This window comes from Roseovarius atlanticus, assembly GCF_001441615.1.
GTDB lineage: Bacteria > Pseudomonadota > Alphaproteobacteria > Rhodobacterales > Rhodobacteraceae > Roseovarius > Roseovarius atlanticus.
The window spans coordinates 56,515-78,110 of sequence record NZ_LAXJ01000012.1 but is presented as its reverse complement, the minus strand read 5'-3'; the positions used below and the strand labels follow the sequence as shown (position 1 = coordinate 78,110).

The following is a 21,596-nucleotide window of genomic DNA, read 5'->3' as shown; positions in this document are numbered from 1 at the left end:
AGACACACAACTTCCGCGCAAGGAGCATCTCATGAGCACCCCCGTTTCCGTTACCTTCACCGAGCTGGACCTTGACGCCATCGCCCAAGCGGAAGGCCGCGTGGCGGTGGTGGTCACCCCGAGCGGCAAGATGGGCCCGGGCGCGCGGCGTGTGAACCGGCTGACCAAGGGGGCGGTCAAGCGCCTGCTGGAAAGCGACGCATGGGAAAAGACCAAGCCCGGGCAGGTGGTGACACTGGCCTGGCCCACGGGCCTTGCGGCCAAGGCGCTGGACGTGCTGTGCCTGGAACGCGGGGCCGACCCGGTCGAGACGCGCAAGGCCGGTGCGGCCTTGGGCAAGTTGAAGGGCAATGGGCCGCTTCTGGTTCTGGCAGGCACCGCGCGGCGGCTGACCGAGCTGGCGCAGGGGATCGCGCTCAGGGCCTATTCCTTCGACGCGCGCAAGTCCAAGCAGCCTGACGCGCAGGGCACGGTGTCGATCATGGTGGGAAAACCGGACGAGGCGACAGAGGCGGCAAAATCCGCCCTGGCCGTGGCCGAGGGCGTGCTGATGACCCGCGATCTTGTGTCGGAGCCGGCGAACCACCTGACCACCACAGAGTTCGCCAAGCGCATCAAGGAGATGGAGAGCCTCGGGCTGAAGATCACGATCCTTGAGGAAGAAGAGCTGAAAAAACACGGCATGGGGCTTCTGCTGGCCGTGGGACAGGGCTCGGCCTCGCCCACCAAGGTCGCCGTGATGGAATGGTCCGGTGGGCGCGACGGGGATGCGCCGCTGGCGCTGGTCGGCAAGGGCGTGGTCTTTGACACCGGGGGTATCTCGTTAAAGGTACCCACGGGGATGGAGGACATGACCATGGACATGGGCGGCGCCGGCGTGGTCACAGGCACAATGCGCGCGCTTGCGCTGCGGCAGGCCAAGGCCAACGTGGTGGGCCTTGTCGGGCTGGTCGAGAACATGCCGTCGGGCGAGGCCTATCGGCCAGGCGACGTCTTCACTTCGATGAAGGGCGACACGGTCGAGATCATCAACACCGACGCCGAGGGGCGGCTTCTGCTGGCCGATGTGCTTTGGTACGCGCAGCAGACCTATAAACCGGCAGCGATCATCGACCTTGCCACTTTGACCGGCGCGATGATCATCGCGCTGGGGCATGAGAACGCGGGCGTCTTTTCCAACGACGACAATTTCGCCGACAAGTTCCTGCGCGCCGCCAAGAACGAGGGCGAGGGCGCGTGGCGTCTGCCACTGGGCGAGGCGTATGACAAGCAACTGAAATCCGACATCGCCGACATGAAGAACGTGGGCGGCCGCGCTGCAGGATCGATCACCGCGGCGCAATTCCTGCAACGTTTCGTCGAGGAGGGCACGCCCTGGATCCACCTTGACATCGCGGGCGTGGCGCGAGTGACCAAGGACACCGATTTCGCGCCCAAGGGCTCGACCGGGTGGGGCGTGATGAGCCTGAACCGGCTGGTCGCCGATCAATACGAAGGGGAGTGATGGGCGCGGTCTATTTCTATCACCTGACTCGCCGCCCGCTGGAGGCGACGCTGCCGATGCTCTTGGAAAAGGCGCGCGACGCGGGGTGGCGCGTGCTGGTGCGCGGTACCGAGGCGGCGCGGCTGGACTGGCTGGACGAAAAGCTGTGGCTGGGCCCCGAGGACGGCTTTCTGCCCCATGGCCGCGAGGGTGGCCCGCATGACGCGCGCCAGCCGATCCTTTTGGGGACGGGCGCGGCGGCCAATGGCGCGGTCTGCATCATGAGCGTCGACGGCGCCGAGGTGTCACCCGAAGAAGTGCAGGCGCTGGAACGGACCTGCATCCTGTTCGACGGGAATGACGACCAGGCCTTGAACCACGCCCGTGGCCAATGGAAGGCTCTAACCGGTGCCGGCTGTTCGGCGCAATACTGGTCCGAGGAGTCGGGCCGCTGGGAGAAGAAAGCCGAGGCGTGAACGCCGGGCGTCCGCTTAGCGGGTCAGGATCATCCGCCCGTCGGAAATCTGGACGTTCGAGAACCGCTCGAGATAGCTCATGCCCAAAAGCGACTGGTCCAGTTCGCCACCATTGACCGACGCCGCGATGCCGCGGTCCTCCAGCGGGCCGATGGACAGGCTGTCCAGACGCACCGGCGCGGTGCTGACCGTGCCATTCGCCGTGCCCGCGCGCCCCACGAAAGCAAGATCCTCGGTGCGCAACCCCGCGCGCTCGGCATCGGCGCGGGTCAGTACGATCAGCGTCGCGCCCGTATCCACCACGAAATCGACGGGCGCGCCGTTCACCTGCGCAGTGACATAGTAATGACCGTCCATCGCCCGGCGCAGCTCGATCGTATCTTCGCCGATGGTGGTGTAGGCGGCAGGGCTGACGGTGTTGCGGATGTCGCCCCAGAGGCCCACGGCGGCAATACCGCCGATGAAGATCAGCCCCCAGACCACCGCGTATTGCATGTTCTTGCCCAGCGAGGTGCGGTTCTGTGCGAAGAACCACGCCACGACGGCCGCGCCGAGCAGCACGAGATAGAGCAGGCGGGCGGTGTCATCTCCGGTCATGGTGCAGATATAGGCGGCGGCGCGTCAGCCCGCCAGCCCAAACCCCTTCAATCCGTCCAGCACGAACTGCACCGCCAGCGCGGCCAGAAGCATCCCCAGCAGGCGGGTGATGACGTTGATGCCGGTCCGCCCCAGGGCACGTTCCAGCAGACCCGCCGTCAGGAACAGCAGGAACACCAGCAGCACAACGCTCAGCATCACGCCGATGACCCAAGCAAGGCCCTCGATCCCCGGTTGCTGTCCCGCCAGAAGGATCACCGTGGTGATGGCCCCCGGCCCGCCGATCAGCGGAATAGCCAGCGGATAGATCGAGGGATCCTCTCGGTCGTCTTCCTCGTCCGCCTGGTCCTTGCGCCGCTTGGTGCGCCTTTCGAACAGCATGTCGAGCGCGGTCAGGAACAGGAGCAGACCGCCCGCGATGCGGAAGGCGGGCATCGAGATGCCCACGAACTCCAGCACGGATTCGCCGAAGCTGGCGAAAACGATCAGGATCAGTGCCCCGGCGATACAGGCCCGCAGGGCGATGGCGCGGCGGCGCGATGGACTGTCGCCCTGGGTCAGCGCCACGAAAAGCGGGGTCATCCCGATCGGGTCGATGATCACGAAAAGCGCCACCCAGGCGGTGATGAGGAAGCTTGGATCCATAAGCGTGGTTTGCGACGGGATGCGCGGCTTGTAAACCGCCCTGGTTCAGTTTTCCGCCGCGTCCAGCCGTTCCAGCGCAGCCAGCCACAGCGCCTCGGCCCGGTCCAGGCCGTCCATCACCTCGGCATATTTGCGCTGCCAGGCTTCCATGTCGTTCGCCTTGGCGTCGGCGTAGATCGTGGGATCGGCCAGCTTGGCCGCAATCTTGTCCCGCATCACGTTCAGCTTTTCCACGCGCTGTTCGCAGGTCTTCACATCCTGGCGCAGTTCGAGAACCATATCGCGAGGGGGGCGCTTGGGTTTCGGCGCGGGCTTTTCGGCTGACGCTGGTGCGGCTTCCTTTTTCGCCGGCTTCTGGTCCAGCAAGGCGGCGCGATAGGTTTGCAGGTCGCCTTCGTAAGCTCTGACCGTGCCGTCCTTGACCAGCCACAGCCGGTCGGCCACCAGCTCCAGCAGGTGCATGTCGTGGCTGACAAGGATGATCGCGCCGGTGTAATCGGTCAGCGCCTCGACCAGCGCCTCGCGGCTTTCGATATCAAGGTGGTTGGTCGGCTCGTCTAGGATCAGCATGTGCGGCGCGTCTGTGGTGGCCAGCATCAGCGACAACCGCGCCTTCTGCCCGCCCGACAGTTTCGCCACCTTGGTGTCGGCCTGTTCCGCGCCGATACCGAAGCCGCCCAGCCGTGCGCGCAGCTTGGCCTGGCCGTCATCGCGATAGAGGCGGCGGATGTGATCGAGCGGGGACTCATCAAGATGCAGCTCGTCCACCTGATGCTGAGCGAAATAGCCCACCCGCAGCTTCGAGGCCGCGTGCTTCTTGCCGTCCAGAACCTCAAGTTTGCCGGATAACAGCTTGGAAAGCGTGGATTTCCCTTCGCCGTTGCGCCCCAGAAGCGCGATCCGGTCATCCTGGTCGATCCTCATCGTCAGGCGCTGCAGCACCGGTACGCCGTCATAGCCCGTGGCCACGTTGTCCAGCCTCAGAATGGGCGGCGATAGCTGGTCGGGCTCGGGGAAGGTAAATCGGCGCAGCGCGGCCTCTTGCGGGCGCGAGATCGGCTTCATCTTTTCCAGAGCCTTGATGCGGGACTGCGCCTGTTTCGCCTTGTCCGCCTTGTAGCGGAAGCGGTCGACATAGGATTGCAGGTGGGCGCGACGGGCGTCCTGCTTTTTCGCCTCGGCCTCGGCATTGGCGAGCCGCGCGGCGCGGGTTTCGGCAAACGTGTCGTAGCCGCCCTGGTAGAGCGTCAGCTTGCGGTCCTCCAGATGCAGGATCGACCCCACGGCACGGTTCAGAAGACCGCGGTCGTGGCTGATGACCAGAACGGTATGCGGATAGCGCGCCAGATAGCTTTCCAGCCACAGAGCGCCTTCGAGATCGAGATAGTTCGTGGGCTCGTCCAAGAGCAGCAGGTCCGGCGCGGTGAACAGCACCGCGGCCAGCGCCACGCGCATCCGCCAGCCGCCCGAGAAAGCCGAGCAGGGCTGGGCCTGTTCGTCGTCGGTGAACCCCAGACCCTTGAGGATGGTTGCCGCGCGGGCCTCGGCGCTCCAGGCGTCGATATCGGCAAGCCGCGTCTGGATTTCGGCGATCCGCGTGCCGTCCGTCGAGGTTTCGGCCTCTGCCATCAGCGCGCTTCGTTCGGTGTCGGCGGCCAGCACGGTGTCGATCAGCGACACCTCGTTGCCCGGCACCTCCTGGTCGACGCCGCCGATGCGAGCGCGCTCGGGCAAGGAGATCGTGCCGGTGTCCAGCGGCAGCTCGCCCCGGATCATCCGGAAAAGCGTGGTCTTGCCGGTGCCGTTGCGGCCCACCAGGCCCACCTTGTGGCCTGCGGGAATGACGGCCGATGCGCCCTCGATCAGGGGGCGGCCGGCGACCGAGAAACTTATGTCATCAAGACGCAACATGCGAACCGCATGACGTATCGCGCCCGCGCCGTCAATCGCAGCTTTTCAATCATGCACCCCCATGCTATCGGGGCGCCGAATGACGGCGCAGGCATGGGGTTTGCGCCATGACTATTACGAAAAGAGGCTACAATGGCTGTCGAACGCACGCTCAGCATCATCAAACCCGATGCCACCAAACGCAACCTGACCGGCAAGATAAACGCCAAGTTCGAGGATGCCGGCCTGCGCATCATCGCGCAGAAACGGATCCACCTTTCCAAGGCACAGGCCGGTGTGTTCTATGCCGTGCATTCCGAGCGTCCGTTTTATGACGAGCTGTGCGAATTCATGGCGTCCGAGCCGGTCGTCGTTCAGGTGCTGGAAGGCGAAGGCGCCATCGCCAAGAACCGCGAAGTGATGGGGGCCACGAACCCCGCCGATGCGGCCCCGGGCACGATCCGCGCGGAATTCGCGGAATCGGTTGGCGAAAACTCGGTCCACGGCTCAGACGCGCCGGAGACGGCGGCGGTCGAAATCGCCTATTTCTTCTCGGGGCTCGAACTGGTCGGTTGATCGCGCCGAGACAGTATTTGGGAAACGGCGTGGTCTTCGGATCGCGCCGTTTTCGTTTTGATGGACCGGATCAGATCGCGGCGAAGTCGGTGAAGACCTGCTTCGAGACGATCACCTTGGCGTCGTTGCGGACGACATTGCGCGGTGTCGGCGCCGGTTTCTGCGACTTTTGGGGGAGGTTGGGTGCCGTTGCCATTTGCCTGCTCCTTTATGGGTCAGACCGGCCGGACAGCGCCGACCGGCGCCTGGTTATCCGATCAGGTTCACCGGGGATGGCGGCGTAAGTTGGGCCGGAATGTGGCGGGATTGTGGCAGTTGCGATGAATTTTCTGTCGTAATCTTCAGCGCGACCGTGCAAGGGTAAGTTCCGAAACGAGAAAAAGTGCAGACACCATGGCCGCCGGCAAGCTGAATCAGGACCCACACAAGGTTCGTGAACAACAGGACATGAACCTGGAAACCGCCATCGGGCGCGCCGTGCGCGAGTTCCGCAAGACCCGGGGCATGACGGTGTCGGACCTGTCGGATGTCACGGGCCTGTCCGTGGGAATGCTGTCGAAGATCGAGAACGGGGTCACCTCGTCGTCGCTGACCACGTTGCAGGCGCTGTCGGCAGCGCTGAGCGTGCCGATCACGGCCTTCTTCCGCCGCTTCGAGGAGCGGCGCGAGGCCGTACATGTCAAGGCGGGTGAGGCGGTGGAAATGGAGCGCGCGGGCACGCGGGCGGGGCACCAGTACAACCTGCTGGGCCATATCGGCGCCAACAACAGCGGCGTGGTGGTGGAGCCCTACCTGATCACTTTGAACGAGGAATCGGATGTCTTTCCCACCTTTCAACATGAAGGGATAGAGTTGCTCTATATCCTGGAGGGCGAGGTGGGCTATCGCCACGGCGACCAGCGGTTTCACCTTCGGCCCGGGGACAGCCTGTTTTTCGATGCCGACGCGCCACATGGCCCGGACGAACTCCTGCGTTTGCCGATCCGGTACCTGTCGGTGATTTCATACCCGCAAGGGGATCGATGAATATTCCCCAGAAGAATATTTAATTCCCTCTATTGCATCCTTGCACGGGCCGTACTAGCGTCTTCTGAACATGGGAGACACGGATATGTGTGGAATCGTAGGACTGTTCCTGAAGGACAAGACGCTTGAGCCGCGCTTGGGCGAAATGCTGACCGAAATGCTGATCACGATGACCGATCGCGGGCCCGACAGCGCAGGCATCGCCGTCTACGGCACCGATCGGGACGGGCAGGCGAAGCTGACGCTTCAGGCCGCCGATCCAGGCCAGTTCGAGGGTCTTGCCGACGAGATCGGCCAGGAGGTCGGCGCCGACATCGCGCAACGGGTGATCGACACCCACGCGGTGCTGAACCTGCCGAAGGACAAGCTGTCGGCGGCGCGGCAGGCGATCAAGCGGCTGCGCCCGGATATCCGGGTCATGAGCGCGGGCGACATCATCGAGATCTACAAGGAAGTCGGCCTGCCAGAGGACGTGGCGAAACGCTTTGCCATTCCCAAGCTGACGGGCAGCCACGGGATCGGACATACCCGCATGGCCACCGAAAGCGCGGTGACGACGCTGGGCGCGCATCCGTTTTCCACCGGCTCGGATCAGTGCCTTGTCCATAACGGCTCGCTCAGCAACCACAACGCCCTGCGCCGGCAGCTGGCGCGCGAAGGCGTTTCGGTGGAAACCGAGAACGACACCGAGGTGGCCGCGGCCTACCTGACGTGGAAAATGCAGCAAGGTCATACGCTTGGCGAAGCTCTGGAGGCCGGGCTGGGTGATCTGGACGGGTTTTATACCTTTGTGGTCGGCACCAAGGACGGGTTCGGCGTGGTGCGCGACCCCATCGCCTGCAAACCGGCCGTGATGGCCGAAACCGATCAATACGTGGCCTTCGGCAGCGAGTATCGCGCTCTGGTGAACCTGCCGGGGATCGAGGATGCCCGCGTGTGGGAGCCGGAGCCTGCCACCGTTTATTTCTGGAGCCACTGACATGCAGACATACGACTTGGAAGCAGACGGGCTGCGCGGGCTGAACGCCGCGCTGCAAGGGGCCAGCGGCAACGAGACCGGCTGGGAGGTGGTCAATCCGCGCGGCAGCCATGCGATTGCCGTGGGTCTGGACGCGCGGCTGGATGTGACCGTGAAGGGATCGACCGGCTATTATTGCGCGGGCATGAACCAACAGGCAACGGTGCGGGTCGCCGGCAGCGTCGGCCCCGGCGTGGCCGAGAACATGATGAGCGGCACGGTGATCGTCGAAGGCGACGCCAGCCAGTATGCCGGGGCGACCGGGCATGGCGGTCTCTTGGTGATCAAGGGCAATGCGTCTTCCCGCTGCGGGATCTCGATGAAGGGGATCGATATCGTGGTGGGCGGCAATGTGGGGCATATGTCGGCCTTCATGGGGCAGGCGGGTCACTTGGTGGTGTGCGGGGATGCGGGCGATGCGCTTGGCGACTCGATCTACGAGGCGAAGCTGTTCGTGCGCGGCAGCGTAAAGAGCCTGGGCGCCGACTGCATCGAGAAGGAGATGCGGCCCGAGCACATCGAGAAGCTGAGAGAATTGCTGGAGAAGGCCGGGATCGACGCCGATCCGTCCGAGTTCAAGCGCTATGGCTCGGCTCGCAAGCTCTATAATTTCAAAGTCGACAACGCCTATTGAGGAGACGGACAGATGAGCGACAATCAAAAATCCGCTCCGCGGACTTTGCCGAGATATTCCAATACCTTCACGCCCGACGTTAACGCGGAAATCCGGCGCGCGGCAGCCACCGGTATCTATGATATCCGCGGTGGCGGGGCCAAGCGGAAGGTGCCGCATTTCGATGACCTGGTGTTCCTGGGCGCATCCATGTCGCGGTATCCGCTGGAAGGCTATCGCGAACGGTGTGACACGAACGTGGTGCTGGGCACGCGCTATGCCAAGAAACCCATCGAGCTGAAAATCCCGATCACCATCGCGGGGATGAGCTTTGGCGCGCTGTCGGCGCAGGCGAAAGAGGCGTTGGGGCGTGGTGCGTCCATGGCCGGAACCTCGACCACCACGGGCGATGGCGGCATGACGCCGGAAGAGCGGGGGCAGTCGAAAACGCTTGTGTATCAATATCTTCCTAGCCGTTACGGGATGAACCCGGTCGATCTGCGCAAGGCGGATGCCATCGAGGTCGTCGTGGGCCAGGGCGCGAAGCCCGGCGGCGGCGGGATGCTGTTGGGCCAGAAGATCTCGGACCGTGTGGCCGAGATGCGCACCTTGCCCAAGGGGATCGACCAGCGCTCGGCCTGCCGGCATCCCGACTGGACCGGGCCGGATGATCTGGAGATCAAGATCCTGGAACTGCGCGAGATCACCGGCTGGGAAAAACCCATCTACGTCAAGGTCGGCGCCGCGCGCCCGTTCTTCGACACGACGCTGGCCGTGAAGGCCGGGGCAGACGTGGTGGTGATCGACGGGATGCAGGGCGGCACGGCCGCGACCCAGGACGTGTTTATCGAACATGTTGGCATCCCGACCTTGGCGTGTATCCGCGAGGCCGTCGCAGCGCTGCAGGAACTGGGGATGCACCGCAAGGTGCAGCTGATCGTCTCGGGCGGCATCCGCACCGGCGCGGACGTCGCCAAGGCGTTGGCACTTGGCGCGGACGCGGTCAGCATCGGCACGGCGGCCATGGTGGCCATCGGCGACAACGACCCCAAGTGGGAGGCCGAGTACAACGCGCTCGGTTCCACCGCCGGGGCCTATGACGACTGGCACGAAGGCCGCGACCCTGCCGGGATTTCCACCCAGGACCCGGAACTCTCGAAACGCCTTGATCCGGTCGAAGCGGGGCGGCGGCTGAACAACTACCTTCAGGTTCTGACGCTGGAGGCTCAGACCTTGGCCCGGGCCTGCGGCAAGAACCACGTGCACAACCTGGAGCCAGAAGATTTACAAGCTCTTACCGTAGAGGCCGCCGCCATGGCGCGAGTGCCTCTGGCGGGAACCTCTTGGATTCCCGGGCAGGGCGGTATGTAATCGCGACAATAATCAACAACGACAAGAAACGGGGAGACGACAATGGCCACGGACCTGGCGAAATTCGCCGACAAGAACGGCGTCAAATACTTCATGATTTCCTTCACGGACCTCTTCGGCGGGCAGCGGGCCAAGCTGGTGCCGGCGCAGGCGATTGCCGACATGCAGGAGGATGGCGCGGGGTTCGCGGGCTTTGCCACGTGGCTGGACATGACGCCGGCGCATCCCGACATGCTGGCCGTGCCGGACCCCGAGTCGGTCATTCAGCTGCCGTGGAACCCCGAGGTTGCGTGGGTGGCCGCCAACCCGGTGATGGAAGGCGAGGATGTGGCGCAAGCCCCGCGCAACGTGCTGCGCCGCCTGATCGACGAGGCCGCCGAGGAAGGCCTGCATGTCAAGACCGGCGTGGAGGCGGAGTATTTTCTGCTGACGCCGGACGGCAATTCGTTGTCGGACGAGTTCGATACCGCCGAAAAGCCGTGCTATGACCAACAGGCGGTGATGCGCCGCTATGACGTGGTGCGCGAGATCTGCGACTACATGCTGGATCTGGGCTGGGGGCCGTATCAGAACGACCACGAGGACGCCAACGGCCAGTTCGAGATGAACTGGGAATTCGACGACGCGCTGGTGACCGCGGACCGGCATTCGTTCTTCAAGTTCATGGCCAAGTCGGTGGCCGAAAAGCACGGCTTTCGCGCGACCTTCATGCCGAAGCCGGTCGAAGGGCTGACCGGGAACGGCGCGCATGTGCACATCTCGGTCTGGGACGCGCCGGGGGCCAAGGCCAAGACCAACGTCTTTGCCACCGACACCGCCGAGGGCAGCCCGACAGCGGAGCTGGGCCTGTCGGACCGGGGCGCAAATTTCCTGGGCGGGATCATGAAGCACGCCAGCGGCATGGCGGCGATCACCAACCCGACCGTCAACAGCTACAAGCGGATCAATGCGCCGCGCACCACGTCGGGGGCCACCTGGGCGCCCAACACGGTGACATGGACGGGCAACAACCGCACCCACATGGTGCGCGTGCCGGGGCCGGGGCGGTTCGAGCTGCGGCTGGCGGACGGGGCGGCGAACCCGTACCTGCTTCAGGCCGTGATCATCGCGGCGGGGCTCAGCGGGATCCGGTCCAAGGCCGATCCGGGCAAGCGGCACGACATCGACATGTACGCCGAAGGCCACAAGGTGCGCGGTGCGCCGAAGCTGCCGCTGAACATGCTGGATGCCTTGCGGCTTTACGACAAGGACCGCGAATTGAAGGCGATGCTGGGCGAGGAATTCTCGGCCGCGTTCCTGAAGATGAAGCGGCAGGAATGGGATTCCTACATGGCGCATTTCAGCCAATGGGAAAAGGACCATACGCTGGATATCTGACCATTGACCCTGTCCGGGGCGCGTGTCTTGATGCGCCCCAGACAGTTGGGAGGATACCATGAAGTTTCACCGTTTGACCGCCGCCGTTCTGGCCGGTTCCATGCTGGCGTTGCCGGCCGCCGCCGAGACGCGCGTGACCTACAAATCGGCCAAGACGGCCTCGTCCTATTACCAGATGGGCGTGCAGATCGCCGAGGCCATGCAAGAGGCCTCGGACGGCGAGATCAGCGTCACCGTCGAGGAAAGCCAGGGCTCGGTGCAGAACGTGATGGAGGTGCGGGCGCGGGGCAGCGATTACGTGTTTACGACGCCCCCCGTGCTGGTCAGCCTGGCGCAGGGCGGCAAGGCGATGTTCGAGGGCAAGGGCGACCCGGCCTTCAACGAGATCCGCGCGCTCTTTCCGATCCCGTCGCTGACTATGCATTTCGTCATGTCCGAGGAAAGCGGCGCGACGACGCTGGCCGATCTGGAAGGCAAGACGATCCTTCTGGGCAAGGGAAGCTTCGGCGCGACGGAGGGCGAGAAGTACCTTGGTCTTTTTGGCCTGGCGGACAAGGTAGAGATCGCGGATGTGGAACTGTCCAATGCCGTTCCGGCCATGCAGAACGGCCAGATCGACGGGTTCGTCACCGCAGGCTCGTGGCCCGCGCCGAACGTGGTCGAGGCCGCGGCTTCGACAGGTGTGACGGTGCTGTCGATGAGCGACGAGCAGATCGCCGAGACCGGGCGCACCAAGCTGGTCATTCCCGCCGGCACCTATGCCGGGCAGGATGAGGATATCGTGACGACCTCGCTGCCGGTGGCGGCCTACACGACGACCAAGATGGATGACGAGACGGCGTATCAGCTGACCAAGACCTATTGGGAAAGCAAGGCCAAGCTGGGCGAATCCTCGGCCTGGTGGAACGGCGTGGACGAGGCCCTGATGGAGAACATCACCGGCCAGATCCACCCCGGCGCCGTGCGGTATTACGAAGAGGCAGGCATGGCCCTGACCGACGCCCAGAAGTGACCGCGTGAGCCTGACGACCCCCGATCCCGCCGCGCAGGCTGGTCCTGTGCGGCTTTTCTGGCTTGGCCTGGCGCTGGCCTCGGTGGTTTTTCATATCGGGCTTGTGTTCTGGGGGTTGGTGCCGAACCTGGTCAGCCGCCCGATGCACCTGGTATTCGTGCTGCCCTGGGTGTTGGTCTGGGGGCAGGCGGGGCTCATGCGTCATAGCGGTTACGTGCTCGCGGTGCTTGGCGTGGGCGCGGCGCTGTGGGTGGTTTTCAACCGCGACATGCTGGGCGACCAGTACGGGTTTCTTGAAGGGCAGGGTCAGGTGGCCATCGCCGCGGTGCTGATCCTGGTGGTGCTGGAGGCGGCGCGGCGGGCGATTGGCTGGCCCTTGCCGCTGGTGGCGGCCATCGCGCTTTTATACGGCCTCTTCGGGCAATATATCCCGGGGCGTTTCGGGCATTCGGGCACGCCGATCGAGAGCTTTCTGGGCACGCTGACCATTGCCGAAGGCGCGCTTTGGGGATCGCTCACGCAGGTATCGGTGAACGTGGTGGCGATCTTTGTCATCTTCGGTGCGGTGCTGAACGCGGGCGAGGCGGGGCAGGGTTTCATGAACGTGGCCTCTGCGGCTGCCGGGCGTCTGCGGGGCGGAGCGGCGAAGGTGTCGGTGCTGAGTTCTGCGCTCTTCGGGTCGATCTCTGGCTCGGCCTCGGCCAACGTGGCCTCGACCGGGGCGGTGACGCTGCCGGCGATGGAAAAGCTGGGATACCCGAAGCGGATCGCCGGCGCGGTCGAGGCGGTGGCCTCGTCCGGCGGGCAGATCATGCCGCCGCTGATGGGGGCGGGGGCCTTCGTGATGGTCGAGCTGACGGGGGTGCCATACACTGGCATCATGGCGGCGGCCGCGCTTCCGGCGCTCTTGTATTTCTGGGCCGTGTGGGTCGGGATCGACGGCTATGCGGCGCGGTTCGACCTGCGGGGACTGGCGGATGCGGACCGGCCCGCGCGGCGCGATGTGCTTGTCACGTCTGCATTTTTCCTGGTGCCGTTCCTGATCTTGCTATGGGGCATGTTCGTGATGCGCGTGACGCCGCAATATGCTGCCTGCCTGTCGATCTTTGCCGGGGCGGCGCTGCTTTTGGTGGGCTCGGACCTGCGGTTCAATGCGCGCCGGGCGTTGGAGCGCGCCGAGTTGGCCGTAATGACGGCGGCGCGGCAGGTGGCGCTGATCGGCGCTATCATCTTTTGCGCCTCGATCGTGATCGGGGTGCTGGGTGTGACCGGGCTGGGGGTCAAGATCACCTCGCTGATCCTGTCGGCCTCGGGCGGGATGCTGTGGCCCTCGCTGCTGCTAACCGCTTGTGCCTGCTTGATTTTGGGCATGGAAGTGCCCACGACAGCGGCCTATGTGATCTGCGTGTCGGTCGCCGGGCCGGCGCTGATCAAACTGGGGATGGAGCCCTTGCAGGCGCATCTGTTCGTCTTCTGGTATGCGCTGTTGTCGACCATCACGCCGCCCGTCTGCGGGGCGGTGTTCATCGCGGCGGGCATGATCGGCGAGAACTGGCTGCGGGTCGCGCTGACGGCGATGACGCTGGGTGTGGGCCTTTACCTGATCCCGTTGGGGATGGTGGCAAACCCCGGCATCACGGCGCTGGCCGAGGCGCCCGGATGGGCGGTACTGGCGATGGTGAAGGTGGGCGCGGGGCTGGCGCTGGTCAGCTTATCGCTGGTGCTGAAGAAAGGCTGGCCGCTGCGCGCGGCGGCGTTCGCGGCGGGGCTGTTTTTGATCCTGTGGCCAATGTCTTAACGGCGAATCGGGGGCGAAAACCCGCGTCGGTATCGCGTCGGTATTTTGGTGGTGTCGCGACGGTGCCGTTGTCCGAAGGCTTGTGTGAACGGACCGTGCGCCGGTAAGCATTCGCAAAGAAAAATGCGGCCCCGAAACCGGGACCGCGCTTTGGATCAAGTCTTGGGAAAGACCGGCTCAGCCGTTGGCTTCGCGGATCTTCTCGGCGGCGTCCTTGTCATAGGTCACGCCGTTCTGCTCGAAGAGCGTATCAAGCTCGCCCGAGAGGGTCATCTCGGTGATGATGTCGCAGCCGCCCACGAATTCGCCCTTCACGTAAAGCTGCGGGATGGTGGGCCAGTCGGAATAATCCTTGATACCCTGCCGGATGCCATCGTCAGCCAGCACGTTCACGTCCGTATAGTCGACGCCCATGTAGTTCAGCACGCCCGCGACTCGGGACGAGAACCCGCATTGCGGCATGGTCTTGGTACCCTTCATGTAGAGCACCACGTCGTTGGCTTTGACGGTCTCTTCGATTTGCGTCTTGGGATCGCTCATTTCTTGGTGTCCTTCGGTGCAAAGATTTTGGCATAGGCTTGCGGATCGCGGGGGATTTCCCAGCGCCGGACGTTGCCGCCGCCCATGCCGGATTGGTAGTCGGATTCCAGTACATGCATTCCGGTCCCCGGTTCGCTGCCACGTTTGCCGGGGGATTTGCGCTGGCCCACGATGGCGACCGCGGCGATGGCGGCGGCAACCAGGACCAGCAGGATGATCAGCGTCCAGCTCATTGCGGTCAGTCCGGGGCCTTGGTGGTCAGCGCCAGGGCGTGCAGGTCGCCCGAGGGGCCGTCCATCTTGCCCTTGAGCGCGGCATAGACGGCGCGCTGCTGCTGGACACGGTTCTTGCCCCGGAAGCTTTCGTCGATGACCTCGGCCGCATAGTGGTTCCCGTCGCCGGCCAGATCGGTGATGGTGATCTTGGCGTCGGGGAAAGTCTCGCGGATCAGGTCCTCGATTTCCTGGACTTGCATGGGCATGTGCGCGCCTCCTTGGTGTCTGCCCCTGATGTAGAGAGCGCAGGGCCGGGATGCAAGCGACGGACGTGGTTTCCGGCGACGTCGTCCGCGGCGCGGTAGGCCGGGATTTCATCCCGGCATCGGGATGAGGCGGCGGGGTGAAACCCCGCCCTACGATGTGGGGCGGGCGCGCGCCGCGTCAGAGTTCTTCGCCCTTTTTCAGTAGCTCGTCGATGAGGTCGCGCTGGATCGCGCCGCTGTCGCCGCCGCCGAACTGCATCGCGCCGCCGGTGTAGAGCGTGCCGTAGGTCTGCACGAGGTTGATCACCTGGCCCAAGCCAGAGATCAGTTGGTCCTTTTCCAGCGGGCTGAGAGGGTGGATATAGGTGGACCAGACCATGTCCTTGGCGATGGCGTAGCGGGCATCGAGCGCGGTGTCGAAATTGGCCTGCATCATCCGCTGGAGCGTGTCGATCTGTACGTCTTCGAGATCGGCCACGGGGGACAGGGCACGCATCCGGTCGTTGTCGGGGTCTGCAATCACCAGGACCGGCGTGCCGGCGATGGTCAGCTGCCAGACGCGGCCGTTGATCCGCGCGCTGTCGTCGAGCGCGACGAGGATGTCATTCAGCCGGTCGACCGTCATGGGGGCCTCGGGCACAGGGGCCGGGGCGGGTGTTTCGCTGTCCTGCGCGCTGGCCAGGAGGGGCAGCAGGGTGACGGCAAGGGTCAGAGACAGGCGGAGCATGGTGGGACCTTTCGGACGGTACGGTGTCCGAAAGAATGGCAGGGGACGGCGGGCACGCCAACGCCCCCGACGCAAACGTGATTAAGGTAGGCCGGGATTTGATCCCGGTATCCGGGTGGGGTGGCGCGGTGAAACCCCGCCCTGCGGGACGGCGGGTGGAGGTGTGAGACGGACAGGCGGTGTAATTTTGTGCGCGGGTCAGCGTAGGCCGGGATTTCATCCCGGCACCGGCGTGCGGAGGCGGGGTTAAACCCCGCCCTACGGTGTGTCAGGCGAAGGTGTCGCCGAAGGTGCCGCGGTAGATCGCGGCCAGCTCGGTGAGTGGCGCGCTGGAGCGGCCCATCTGCACGTCGCTGCCGGTGAAGCGGCCCACGGATTGGATCGGCACGCCGGCCTGGCCTGCGGCGATCATCAACGCCTCGGCCTGGTCGAAGTTGCAGGCCACGAGGTAGCGGGCCTGATCCTCGCCGAAGAGGACCGCTGTTTCGTCGCTGTCGAGGCAGACGCCCACGCCCGCCGCTTCGGCCATCTCGAAAGCCGCCAGCGCGAGGCCGCCATCGGAGAGGTCGGTGCAGGCCTTGATGTATTCGGCATTGGCGCGGATGAAGTCGCCGTTGCGCTTTTCGGCGGCCAGATCGACGGGCGGCGCGTCGCCTTCGATGCGATTGTAGACCTCGGCCAGCAATGCGGATTGGCCCAGGTGGCCGTTGCTTTCCCCAACCAGCAGGGCCACGTGGCCGTCGCGGGCCTGGCCGGTGATGGCGGTCTCGGGGTCCTTGATAAGGCCGACCGCGCCAATGGTGGGGGTGGGCAGAATGGCGCTGCCATCGGTCTCGTTATAGAGCGAGACGTTGCCCGATACGATCGGCATGTCGAGTGCTGCAACTGCTTCGCCGATGCCCTTGATGGCCATGACGAACTGGCCCATGATCGCAGGCTTTTCCGGATTGCCGAAGTTGAGGTTGTCGGTGGTGGCAAGCGGCACGGCGCCCAGTGCCGTGAGGTTGCGATAGGCCTCGGCCACCGCCTGTTTGCCGCCCTCGAAGGGGTTGGCGCGCACGTAGCGCGGGGTCACGTCGGAGGTGAAGGCGAGGTGCTTGTCCGTGCCGTGCACGCGGATGAGGCCCGCGCCCTGTCCCGGCGTGCGGGCGCTGTCGGCCATCACCATGGTGTCGTATTGCTCGTAGACCCATTGCTTGGCGCAGTAGTTGACCGAGCCGATGAGGGCCTTCAGACCGTCGATGGGATCGACATTGGGCACGTTCGCATCGTCGAGCGCCTCGGGCGTTTCCGGCTCGTCCCACGGGCGGTCGTATTCCGGGGCGCTGCCCGACAGGGTTGCCAGCGGCAGGTCGGCCATGACCTCGCCCTTGTGCATGATCAGGAAGCGGTCCTCGGCGATGGTTTCGCCGACGATGGCGAAGTCGAGGTCCCATTTCTCGAACACGGCGCGGGCCTCGGATTCCTTTTCCGGGCGCAGGACCATGAGCATCCGTTCCTGGGATTCCGACAGCATCATCTCGTAGGCGGTCATGTTCGCCTCGCGCTGCGGGACGGCGTCGAGGTTGAGTTTCACGCCGAGGCCGCCCTTGTCGCCCATCTCGACGGCCGAGCAGGTGAGGCCTGCGGCGCCCATGTCCTGGATCGAGATGACGGCGCCGGTGGCCATCAGCTCCAGCGTGGCCTCCATCAGGCGTTTCTCGGTGAAAGGGTCGCCGACCTGCACGGTGGGGCGCTTTTCCTCGATGGTCTCGTCGAATTCGGCCGAGGCCATGGTGGCGCCGCCGACGCCGTCGCGGCCGGTCTTGGCGCCGAGATAGACCACGGGCATTCCGATGCCGGAGGCGGCGGAGTAGAAGATCTTGTCGGCATCGGCCAGCCCCGCCGCGAAGGCGTTGACGAGGCAGTTGCCGTTATAGGCCGGGTCGAAGCGCACCTCGCCGCCCGCGCAGGGCACGCCGAAGCAGTTGCCGTAGCCGCCGATGCCCGCGACCACGCCATGCACCAGCTGGCGGGTCTTGGGGTGGGCGACCTCGCCGAAGCTAAGCGAGTTCATCGACGCGATGGGGCGCGCGCCCATGGTGAAGACGTCGCGCAGGATGCCGCCCACGCCGGTGGCCGCGCCCTGGTAGGGCTCGATATACGACGGGTGGTTGTGGCTTTCCATCTTGAAGACCACGGCCTGACCGTCGCCGATATCCACGACGCCCGCATTCTCGCCCGGGCCGCAGATCACTTGCGGGCCGTCCGTGGGCAGGGTGCGCAGCCATTTCTTGGAGGACTTGTAAGAGCAATGCTCGTTCCACATGGCCGAGAAGATGCCAAGCTCGGTGAACGTGGGCTCGCGGCCGATGATTTCGAGGATGCGGTCGTACTCGTCGGGCTTGAGCCCGTGGGCCGCGATCAGATCGGACGTGATGGCCGGTTCCTGCATGTGAAACATGTCCCCCAAGGTGCGGTGCAGATGGCGCCCCTATTAGGCCATGATCGCAGCGGGGGGAAGGGGGTGCGGCGCGCCCGGGTGGCATGGGCCTTGACCTGCCCGTCGCGATGCCGTGGGGTTGGGCGAAAAGGAGCTGTAATGAAGATCATCGAGAACCCGTGGCGCGGGCAAGGGCTGGTGGACGGCGTGCTGGCCGAGATCCCGGGGCCAAGCGTAGAGGCCGCCGCGCCGTTGCGATTGTTGGCGCAGTGCCCGGCGCATGGGGAGACGCCGCTGGAGCAGCGCGAGGCCTTTGGTACAACGGTATTCGTGAAGGACGAGCGCGGGCGCATGGGGTTGGGGAGCTTCAAGGCGCTTGGGGCGGCCTATGTCATTGCGCATGAGGCCGCGGCGACGGGGGCGGACGACATGGCGATGGCACTGGCGGAGCGAACCTATGTCACCGCAAGCGCGGGTAATCACGGGATGTCGGTGGCCGCCGGGTCTAAGGTCTTTGGCGCGAAGGCCGTGGTTTATATCGCCGAGACGGTTCCGGAAAGCTTTGCCGCTCGGCTTTGCGACATGGGCGCGGAGGTGGTGCGGGCCGGGGTGGACTACGAATCCAGCATGAAAGCCGCCGAGCAGGCTGCAGCGGACAATGGCTGGACACTTCTGTCCGACAGTTCCTGGCCCGGGTACGTGGACCTGCCCTGGCGGTTGATGGAGGGCTATCTGGTGATGGCCGAAGAGGCCGTGCGGCAGATGCCCGAGGTGCCCACGCATATCTTCCTGCAAGCCGGGGTTGGTGGGTTGGCGGGGGCCTGTGCCGCCTATTTCCGCGCCGTCTGGAGCGCCGCGCCGCGCATCGTCGTGGTGGAACCCGAGGCGGCCCCGGCCTTGCAAGCCAGCATTGAGGCGGGGCGGCCGGTGGCGACCGAGGGCCCGGTTTCGGCCATGGGGCGGCTGGATTGCAAGGAGCCGTCGTTGATCGCGCTGCGCGGGCTGTCGCGGGACGCCGACGATTTTGCGACCCTCACCGAGGACGAGGCGGCGGCGGTGCTGCCGGAGCTGACGCTGATGGGGCTGGAGAGCACGGAATCGGGGGCGGCGGGGCTGGCGGCTGCGCGGTTGATGGGGCTGGGGGCCACCGCGCGGGTGCTGTGCATCCTGAGCGAGCAGGCCGACGGATGAGCCGGGGGTTCGAGCGGGCGGAGTACGAGACCCGCATCGCGCGGGCACAGGTGCTGATGGATCGCGCGGGGCTGGGCGCGCTACTGCTGACCACCGAGGCGGATGTTCGCTATTTCACCGGCTTTCGGACGCGGTTCTGGGAAAGCCCGAGCCGCTCTTGGTTCCTGGTGGTGCCGCGCGAAGGACCGCCCAAGGCGGTGATTCCCTCGATCGGAGCCGCGCTGATGGGGCGGACATGGATCGAGGATATCCGCACGTGGCCGGCTCCGAACCCCGAGGATGACGGTGTGAGCCTGCTGGCGCAGACGCTGGCCGAGGTTGGCGGCCCGGTGGGGGTGCCGTCAGGATACGAGACGCATCTGCGCATGCCGCTGGCGGATTTCGCGCGGGTTAGGGATCTGGCCGGTCTGCCGTTCACCGGCGATGCGGGCATCGTAGCGCGGCTGCGGGCGGTCAAATCCCCGGCCGAGGTCGCCAAGATCGAAACCGCTTGTGCCATTGCGGGCCGCGCCTTTGCCCGGGTGCCCGAATTCGCGGGGGAAGGCCGGGCGCTTGCGGGGGTCTTTCGCGATTTCCAGCGCCTGCTGCTGGAGGAAGGCGCGGATTGGGTGCCCTACCTTGCGGGCGGCGCGGCGCAGGGCGGGTATGCGGATGTGATCTCGCCCGCGTCCGAGATGCCGCTGCGGGCGGGCGACGTGCTGATGCTGGACACGGGCGCGGTGTGGGACGGCTATTTCTGCGATTTCGACCGGAATTTCGCGGTGGGTCATGTGGGCGACGGCGTGGCGGAGGCCCATGCGCGGCTGATCGAGGCCACGGCGACGGCGATGGAGATCGCCCGGCCCGGCGCGCGCGCCTGCGACCTGTGGCGCGCGATGTCGGATATCGTCGGCGCGGGCGAGACCGCGGGGCGGCTGGGCCACGGGTTGGGGATGCAACTGACCGAGGGGCTGTCTCTCACCCCGCGCGACGAGACTGTTCTGGAACCCGGCATGGTGATCACGCTGGAGCCGGGGATCGACCGGCCCGGGGGCCTGTGCATGGTGCACGAGGAGAACATCGTAATTACCGAAGGTGCGCCGCGAGCGCTGTCGCCGCTCGCGGAGGCCGAGATTCCGGTGATGTGAGGCCAAAAAAAAGGCCGAGCAATAAGCTCGGCCATAGTCCAACAGGGAGGTATGAAGTGATCGGGTTGATCACCGTCATGCCTGCGAATTAGTGCCCGTTTTCCGAGCGATCAAGGATAAACAGGCGGCAATAAGTGAAAACCTGCTATGCTGTTGCCGCATAGCTGCATTGGCCGCTGTTCGGGAAATGGGCGCAATGCCTTATTTTGCGACGTTTTTGCGATAGGCCACGATCTCTTCCTGGACGAAATCGCGGAATGCCTTGATGCGCTGTGACTGGCGCAGCTCCTCGGGGTAGGCGAGGAAGACCGGCACGTCCGAGGACTGAACCTCGGGCAGCACGCGCACGATCTGGTCGAAATCGTGGCCCAGGTAGTCGGGCAGCACGCCGATGCCCAGATTGTTGAGCACGCCCTGCAAGACGCCGTAATAGTTGTTCACCGTCAGCAGCGACGGGATGTCGTAGGTCATCAGCTCGCTGACCAGCGTGGCGCCCGCGCCGACCTGGGCCGAGCGCGGATTCTGGCAGATGATGCGGTGCTGGCTGAGGTCTTCCATGCTTTCCGGCGTGCCGCGCTCGTCTAGGTATTTCTGCGAGGCGAAAAGGCACATGTTGATCATCATCAGCCGCTTGCGGATGAGGTCCGCCTGGCTGGGTTCCTTCATGCGGATGGCCACGTCGGCCTCGCGCATGGGCAGGTCGAGCACGCGTTCCTCGAGCATGAGGTCGATGTTGAGGTCGGGGTAGGTGGCGAAAAGCTTCGGCAGGCGGGGCGCCAGCCAGAGCGTGCCGAATCCGATGGTGGTGGTCACGCGCAATTCGCCGAACACCTCTTCCTCGCTGTCGCGGATGCGGGCGGTGGCGGCATCGAGACGCTTGACCATGGCGCGGGTGGCGTCGAACAGAAGCTCGCCCTGTTCGGTCAGGATCAGACCGCGCGCGTGGCGGTGAAAAAGCGTGGCGTTGAGTGATTCCTCGAGCCCGCGAATCTGCCGCGAGACGGCGGATTGCGACAGGTGAAGCTGATCACCGGCATGGGTGAGGCTGCCCGCGTCGGCGACGGCGTGAAATATTCTCAGTTTGTCCCAATCCATTTCGCAACTTTCAAATCAATCCGTTCCCCGCTGGCGCAATAGCAGAAAAACATTTGCGGTTCACAGCCGATAGCGCCGAATTCGCGTGAAATTTTGGGGTAGGTCACGTATATTGACCTAATACACGCCTA

The 21,596-nt window shown here is 65.0% G+C and carries 22 protein-coding genes; 12 read left to right on the top strand and 10 right to left on the bottom strand.

Annotation, left to right across the window (positions count from 1 at the left end; genetic code table 11):
• The first annotated feature begins 31 nt into the window (after nucleotides 1–31).
• On the top strand, nucleotides 32–1,504 hold the full coding sequence (locus XM53_RS12860; protein WP_057793930.1) for a leucyl aminopeptidase: 1,473 nt from the start codon (nucleotides 32–34) through the stop codon (nucleotides 1,502–1,504).
• Nucleotides 1,504–1,959: a DNA polymerase III subunit chi gene (locus tag XM53_RS12855; RefSeq protein ID WP_057793929.1), complete on the top strand. Its 456-nt coding sequence runs from the start codon at nucleotides 1,504–1,506 to the stop codon at nucleotides 1,957–1,959. Before XM53_RS12860 ends, XM53_RS12855 begins: the two co-directional genes overlap by 1 nt.
• A 15-nt stretch (nucleotides 1,960–1,974) precedes the next feature.
• On the opposite strand, the gene XM53_RS12850 is transcribed toward XM53_RS12855, so the two are convergent.
• The 3 genes from XM53_RS12850 to XM53_RS12840 are packed head-to-tail and all read right to left on the bottom strand — an operon-like array spanning nucleotide 1,975 to nucleotide 5,112.
• Nucleotides 1,975–2,556 (bottom strand): retropepsin-like aspartic protease family protein, encoded by a 582-nt coding sequence (locus XM53_RS12850; protein ID WP_057793927.1) that lies wholly within the window; start codon nucleotides 2,554–2,556, stop codon nucleotides 1,975–1,977.
• Nucleotides 2,557–2,580: 24 nt separating this feature from the next.
• Entirely contained in the window at nucleotides 2,581–3,201 is a 621-nt protein-coding gene (locus XM53_RS12845) for a MarC family protein (RefSeq protein ID WP_057793924.1), read from the bottom strand.
• A 45-nt stretch (nucleotides 3,202–3,246) separates the two neighbouring features.
• Complete coding sequence (locus XM53_RS12840) at nucleotides 3,247–5,112, bottom strand: ABC-F family ATP-binding cassette domain-containing protein (protein ID WP_057793923.1); 1,866 nt, start codon at nucleotides 5,110–5,112, stop codon at nucleotides 3,247–3,249.
• A gap of 132 nt (nucleotides 5,113–5,244) precedes the next feature.
• Here XM53_RS12840 and ndk point away from each other — a divergent pair, with 132 nt between their 5' ends.
• Nucleotides 5,245–5,667: a nucleoside-diphosphate kinase gene (gene ndk / locus XM53_RS12835; protein ID WP_057793921.1), complete on the top strand. Its 423-nt coding sequence runs from the start codon at nucleotides 5,245–5,247 to the stop codon at nucleotides 5,665–5,667.
• A 70-nt stretch (nucleotides 5,668–5,737) separates the two neighbouring features.
• Here ndk and XM53_RS23925 read toward each other — a convergent pair whose 3' ends face one another.
• Nucleotides 5,738–5,863, bottom strand: a complete 126-nt coding sequence (locus XM53_RS23925) for a hypothetical protein (RefSeq protein ID WP_268873927.1) — start codon at nucleotides 5,861–5,863, stop codon at nucleotides 5,738–5,740.
• A 197-nt stretch (nucleotides 5,864–6,060) separates the two neighbouring features.
• On the opposite strand from XM53_RS23925, the gene XM53_RS12830 reads away from it, so the two are divergent.
• The 7 genes from XM53_RS12830 (at nucleotide 6,061) to XM53_RS12800 (ending at nucleotide 13,882) form a co-directional block, all read left to right on the top strand.
• On the top strand, nucleotides 6,061–6,693 hold the full coding sequence (locus tag XM53_RS12830) for a helix-turn-helix domain-containing protein (protein ID WP_057793919.1): 633 nt from the start codon (nucleotides 6,061–6,063) through the stop codon (nucleotides 6,691–6,693).
• A gap of 85 nt (nucleotides 6,694–6,778) precedes the next feature.
• On the top strand, nucleotides 6,779–7,672 hold the full coding sequence (locus XM53_RS12825) for a class II glutamine amidotransferase (RefSeq protein ID WP_057793917.1): 894 nt from the start codon (nucleotides 6,779–6,781) through the stop codon (nucleotides 7,670–7,672).
• A gap of 1 nt (nucleotide 7,673) precedes the next feature.
• Entirely contained in the window at nucleotides 7,674–8,345 is a 672-nt protein-coding gene (locus XM53_RS12820) for a GltB/FmdC/FwdC-like GXGXG domain-containing protein (protein WP_057793915.1), read from the top strand.
• A 12-nt stretch (nucleotides 8,346–8,357) separates the two neighbouring features.
• Entirely contained in the window at nucleotides 8,358–9,695 is a 1,338-nt protein-coding gene (locus XM53_RS12815; RefSeq protein ID WP_057793912.1) for an FMN-binding glutamate synthase family protein, read from the top strand.
• Between the two features lie 42 nt (nucleotides 9,696–9,737).
• Nucleotides 9,738–11,072: a type III glutamate--ammonia ligase gene (glnT, locus tag XM53_RS12810; protein ID WP_057793911.1), complete on the top strand. Its 1,335-nt coding sequence runs from the start codon at nucleotides 9,738–9,740 to the stop codon at nucleotides 11,070–11,072.
• 58 nt (nucleotides 11,073–11,130) lie between these two features.
• Nucleotides 11,131–12,084 carry a TAXI family TRAP transporter solute-binding subunit gene (locus XM53_RS12805; protein WP_057793910.1) on the top strand — a complete coding sequence of 318 codons (954 nt, stop codon included), beginning with the start codon at nucleotides 11,131–11,133 and terminating at the stop codon, nucleotides 12,082–12,084.
• Between the two features lie 4 nt (nucleotides 12,085–12,088).
• Nucleotides 12,089–13,882 carry a TRAP transporter permease gene (locus tag XM53_RS12800; protein ID WP_057793909.1) on the top strand — a complete coding sequence of 598 codons (1,794 nt, stop codon included), beginning with the start codon at nucleotides 12,089–12,091 and terminating at the stop codon, nucleotides 13,880–13,882.
• Between the two features lie 177 nt (nucleotides 13,883–14,059).
• Here the strand turns inward: XM53_RS12800 and grxD are convergent, their stop codons facing one another.
• The 5 genes from grxD to purL form a co-directional block, all read right to left on the bottom strand.
• Nucleotides 14,060–14,422, bottom strand: coding sequence for a Grx4 family monothiol glutaredoxin (grxD, locus tag XM53_RS12795; protein WP_057793908.1), 363 nt, complete (start codon nucleotides 14,420–14,422; stop codon nucleotides 14,060–14,062).
• Entirely contained in the window at nucleotides 14,419–14,655 is a 237-nt protein-coding gene (locus tag XM53_RS12790; RefSeq protein WP_057793907.1) for a hypothetical protein, read from the bottom strand. The genes grxD and XM53_RS12790 overlap by 4 nt, the downstream gene beginning before the upstream one ends.
• A 5-nt stretch (nucleotides 14,656–14,660) precedes the next feature.
• Nucleotides 14,661–14,903 (bottom strand): BolA/IbaG family iron-sulfur metabolism protein, encoded by a 243-nt coding sequence (locus tag XM53_RS12785; protein WP_057793905.1) that lies wholly within the window; start codon nucleotides 14,901–14,903, stop codon nucleotides 14,661–14,663.
• A 178-nt stretch (nucleotides 14,904–15,081) separates the two neighbouring features.
• A complete protein-coding gene (locus XM53_RS12780) occupies nucleotides 15,082–15,630 on the bottom strand; it encodes a hypothetical protein (RefSeq protein WP_057793903.1) in 549 nt (182 codons plus the stop codon).
• Between the two features lie 268 nt (nucleotides 15,631–15,898).
• Nucleotides 15,899–18,064, bottom strand: coding sequence for a phosphoribosylformylglycinamidine synthase subunit PurL (gene purL, locus XM53_RS12775; protein WP_057794074.1), 2,166 nt, complete (start codon nucleotides 18,062–18,064; stop codon nucleotides 15,899–15,901).
• Between the two features lie 147 nt (nucleotides 18,065–18,211).
• Here purL and XM53_RS12770 point away from each other — a divergent pair, with 147 nt between their 5' ends.
• Nucleotides 18,212–19,243, top strand: coding sequence for a pyridoxal-phosphate dependent enzyme (locus tag XM53_RS12770; RefSeq protein ID WP_057793901.1), 1,032 nt, complete (start codon nucleotides 18,212–18,214; stop codon nucleotides 19,241–19,243).
• On the top strand, nucleotides 19,240–20,370 hold the full coding sequence (locus tag XM53_RS12765) for a M24 family metallopeptidase (RefSeq protein WP_057793899.1): 1,131 nt from the start codon (nucleotides 19,240–19,242) through the stop codon (nucleotides 20,368–20,370). Before XM53_RS12770 ends, XM53_RS12765 begins: the two co-directional genes overlap by 4 nt.
• A gap of 201 nt (nucleotides 20,371–20,571) precedes the next feature.
• Here XM53_RS12765 and XM53_RS12760 read toward each other — a convergent pair whose 3' ends face one another.
• The gene (locus XM53_RS12760; RefSeq protein WP_057793897.1) at nucleotides 20,572–21,465 is read right to left on the bottom strand and encodes a LysR family transcriptional regulator; all 894 of its coding nucleotides are present in this window, start codon (nucleotides 21,463–21,465) and stop codon (nucleotides 20,572–20,574) included.
• Between the last annotated feature and the right edge of the window lie 131 nt (nucleotides 21,466–21,596).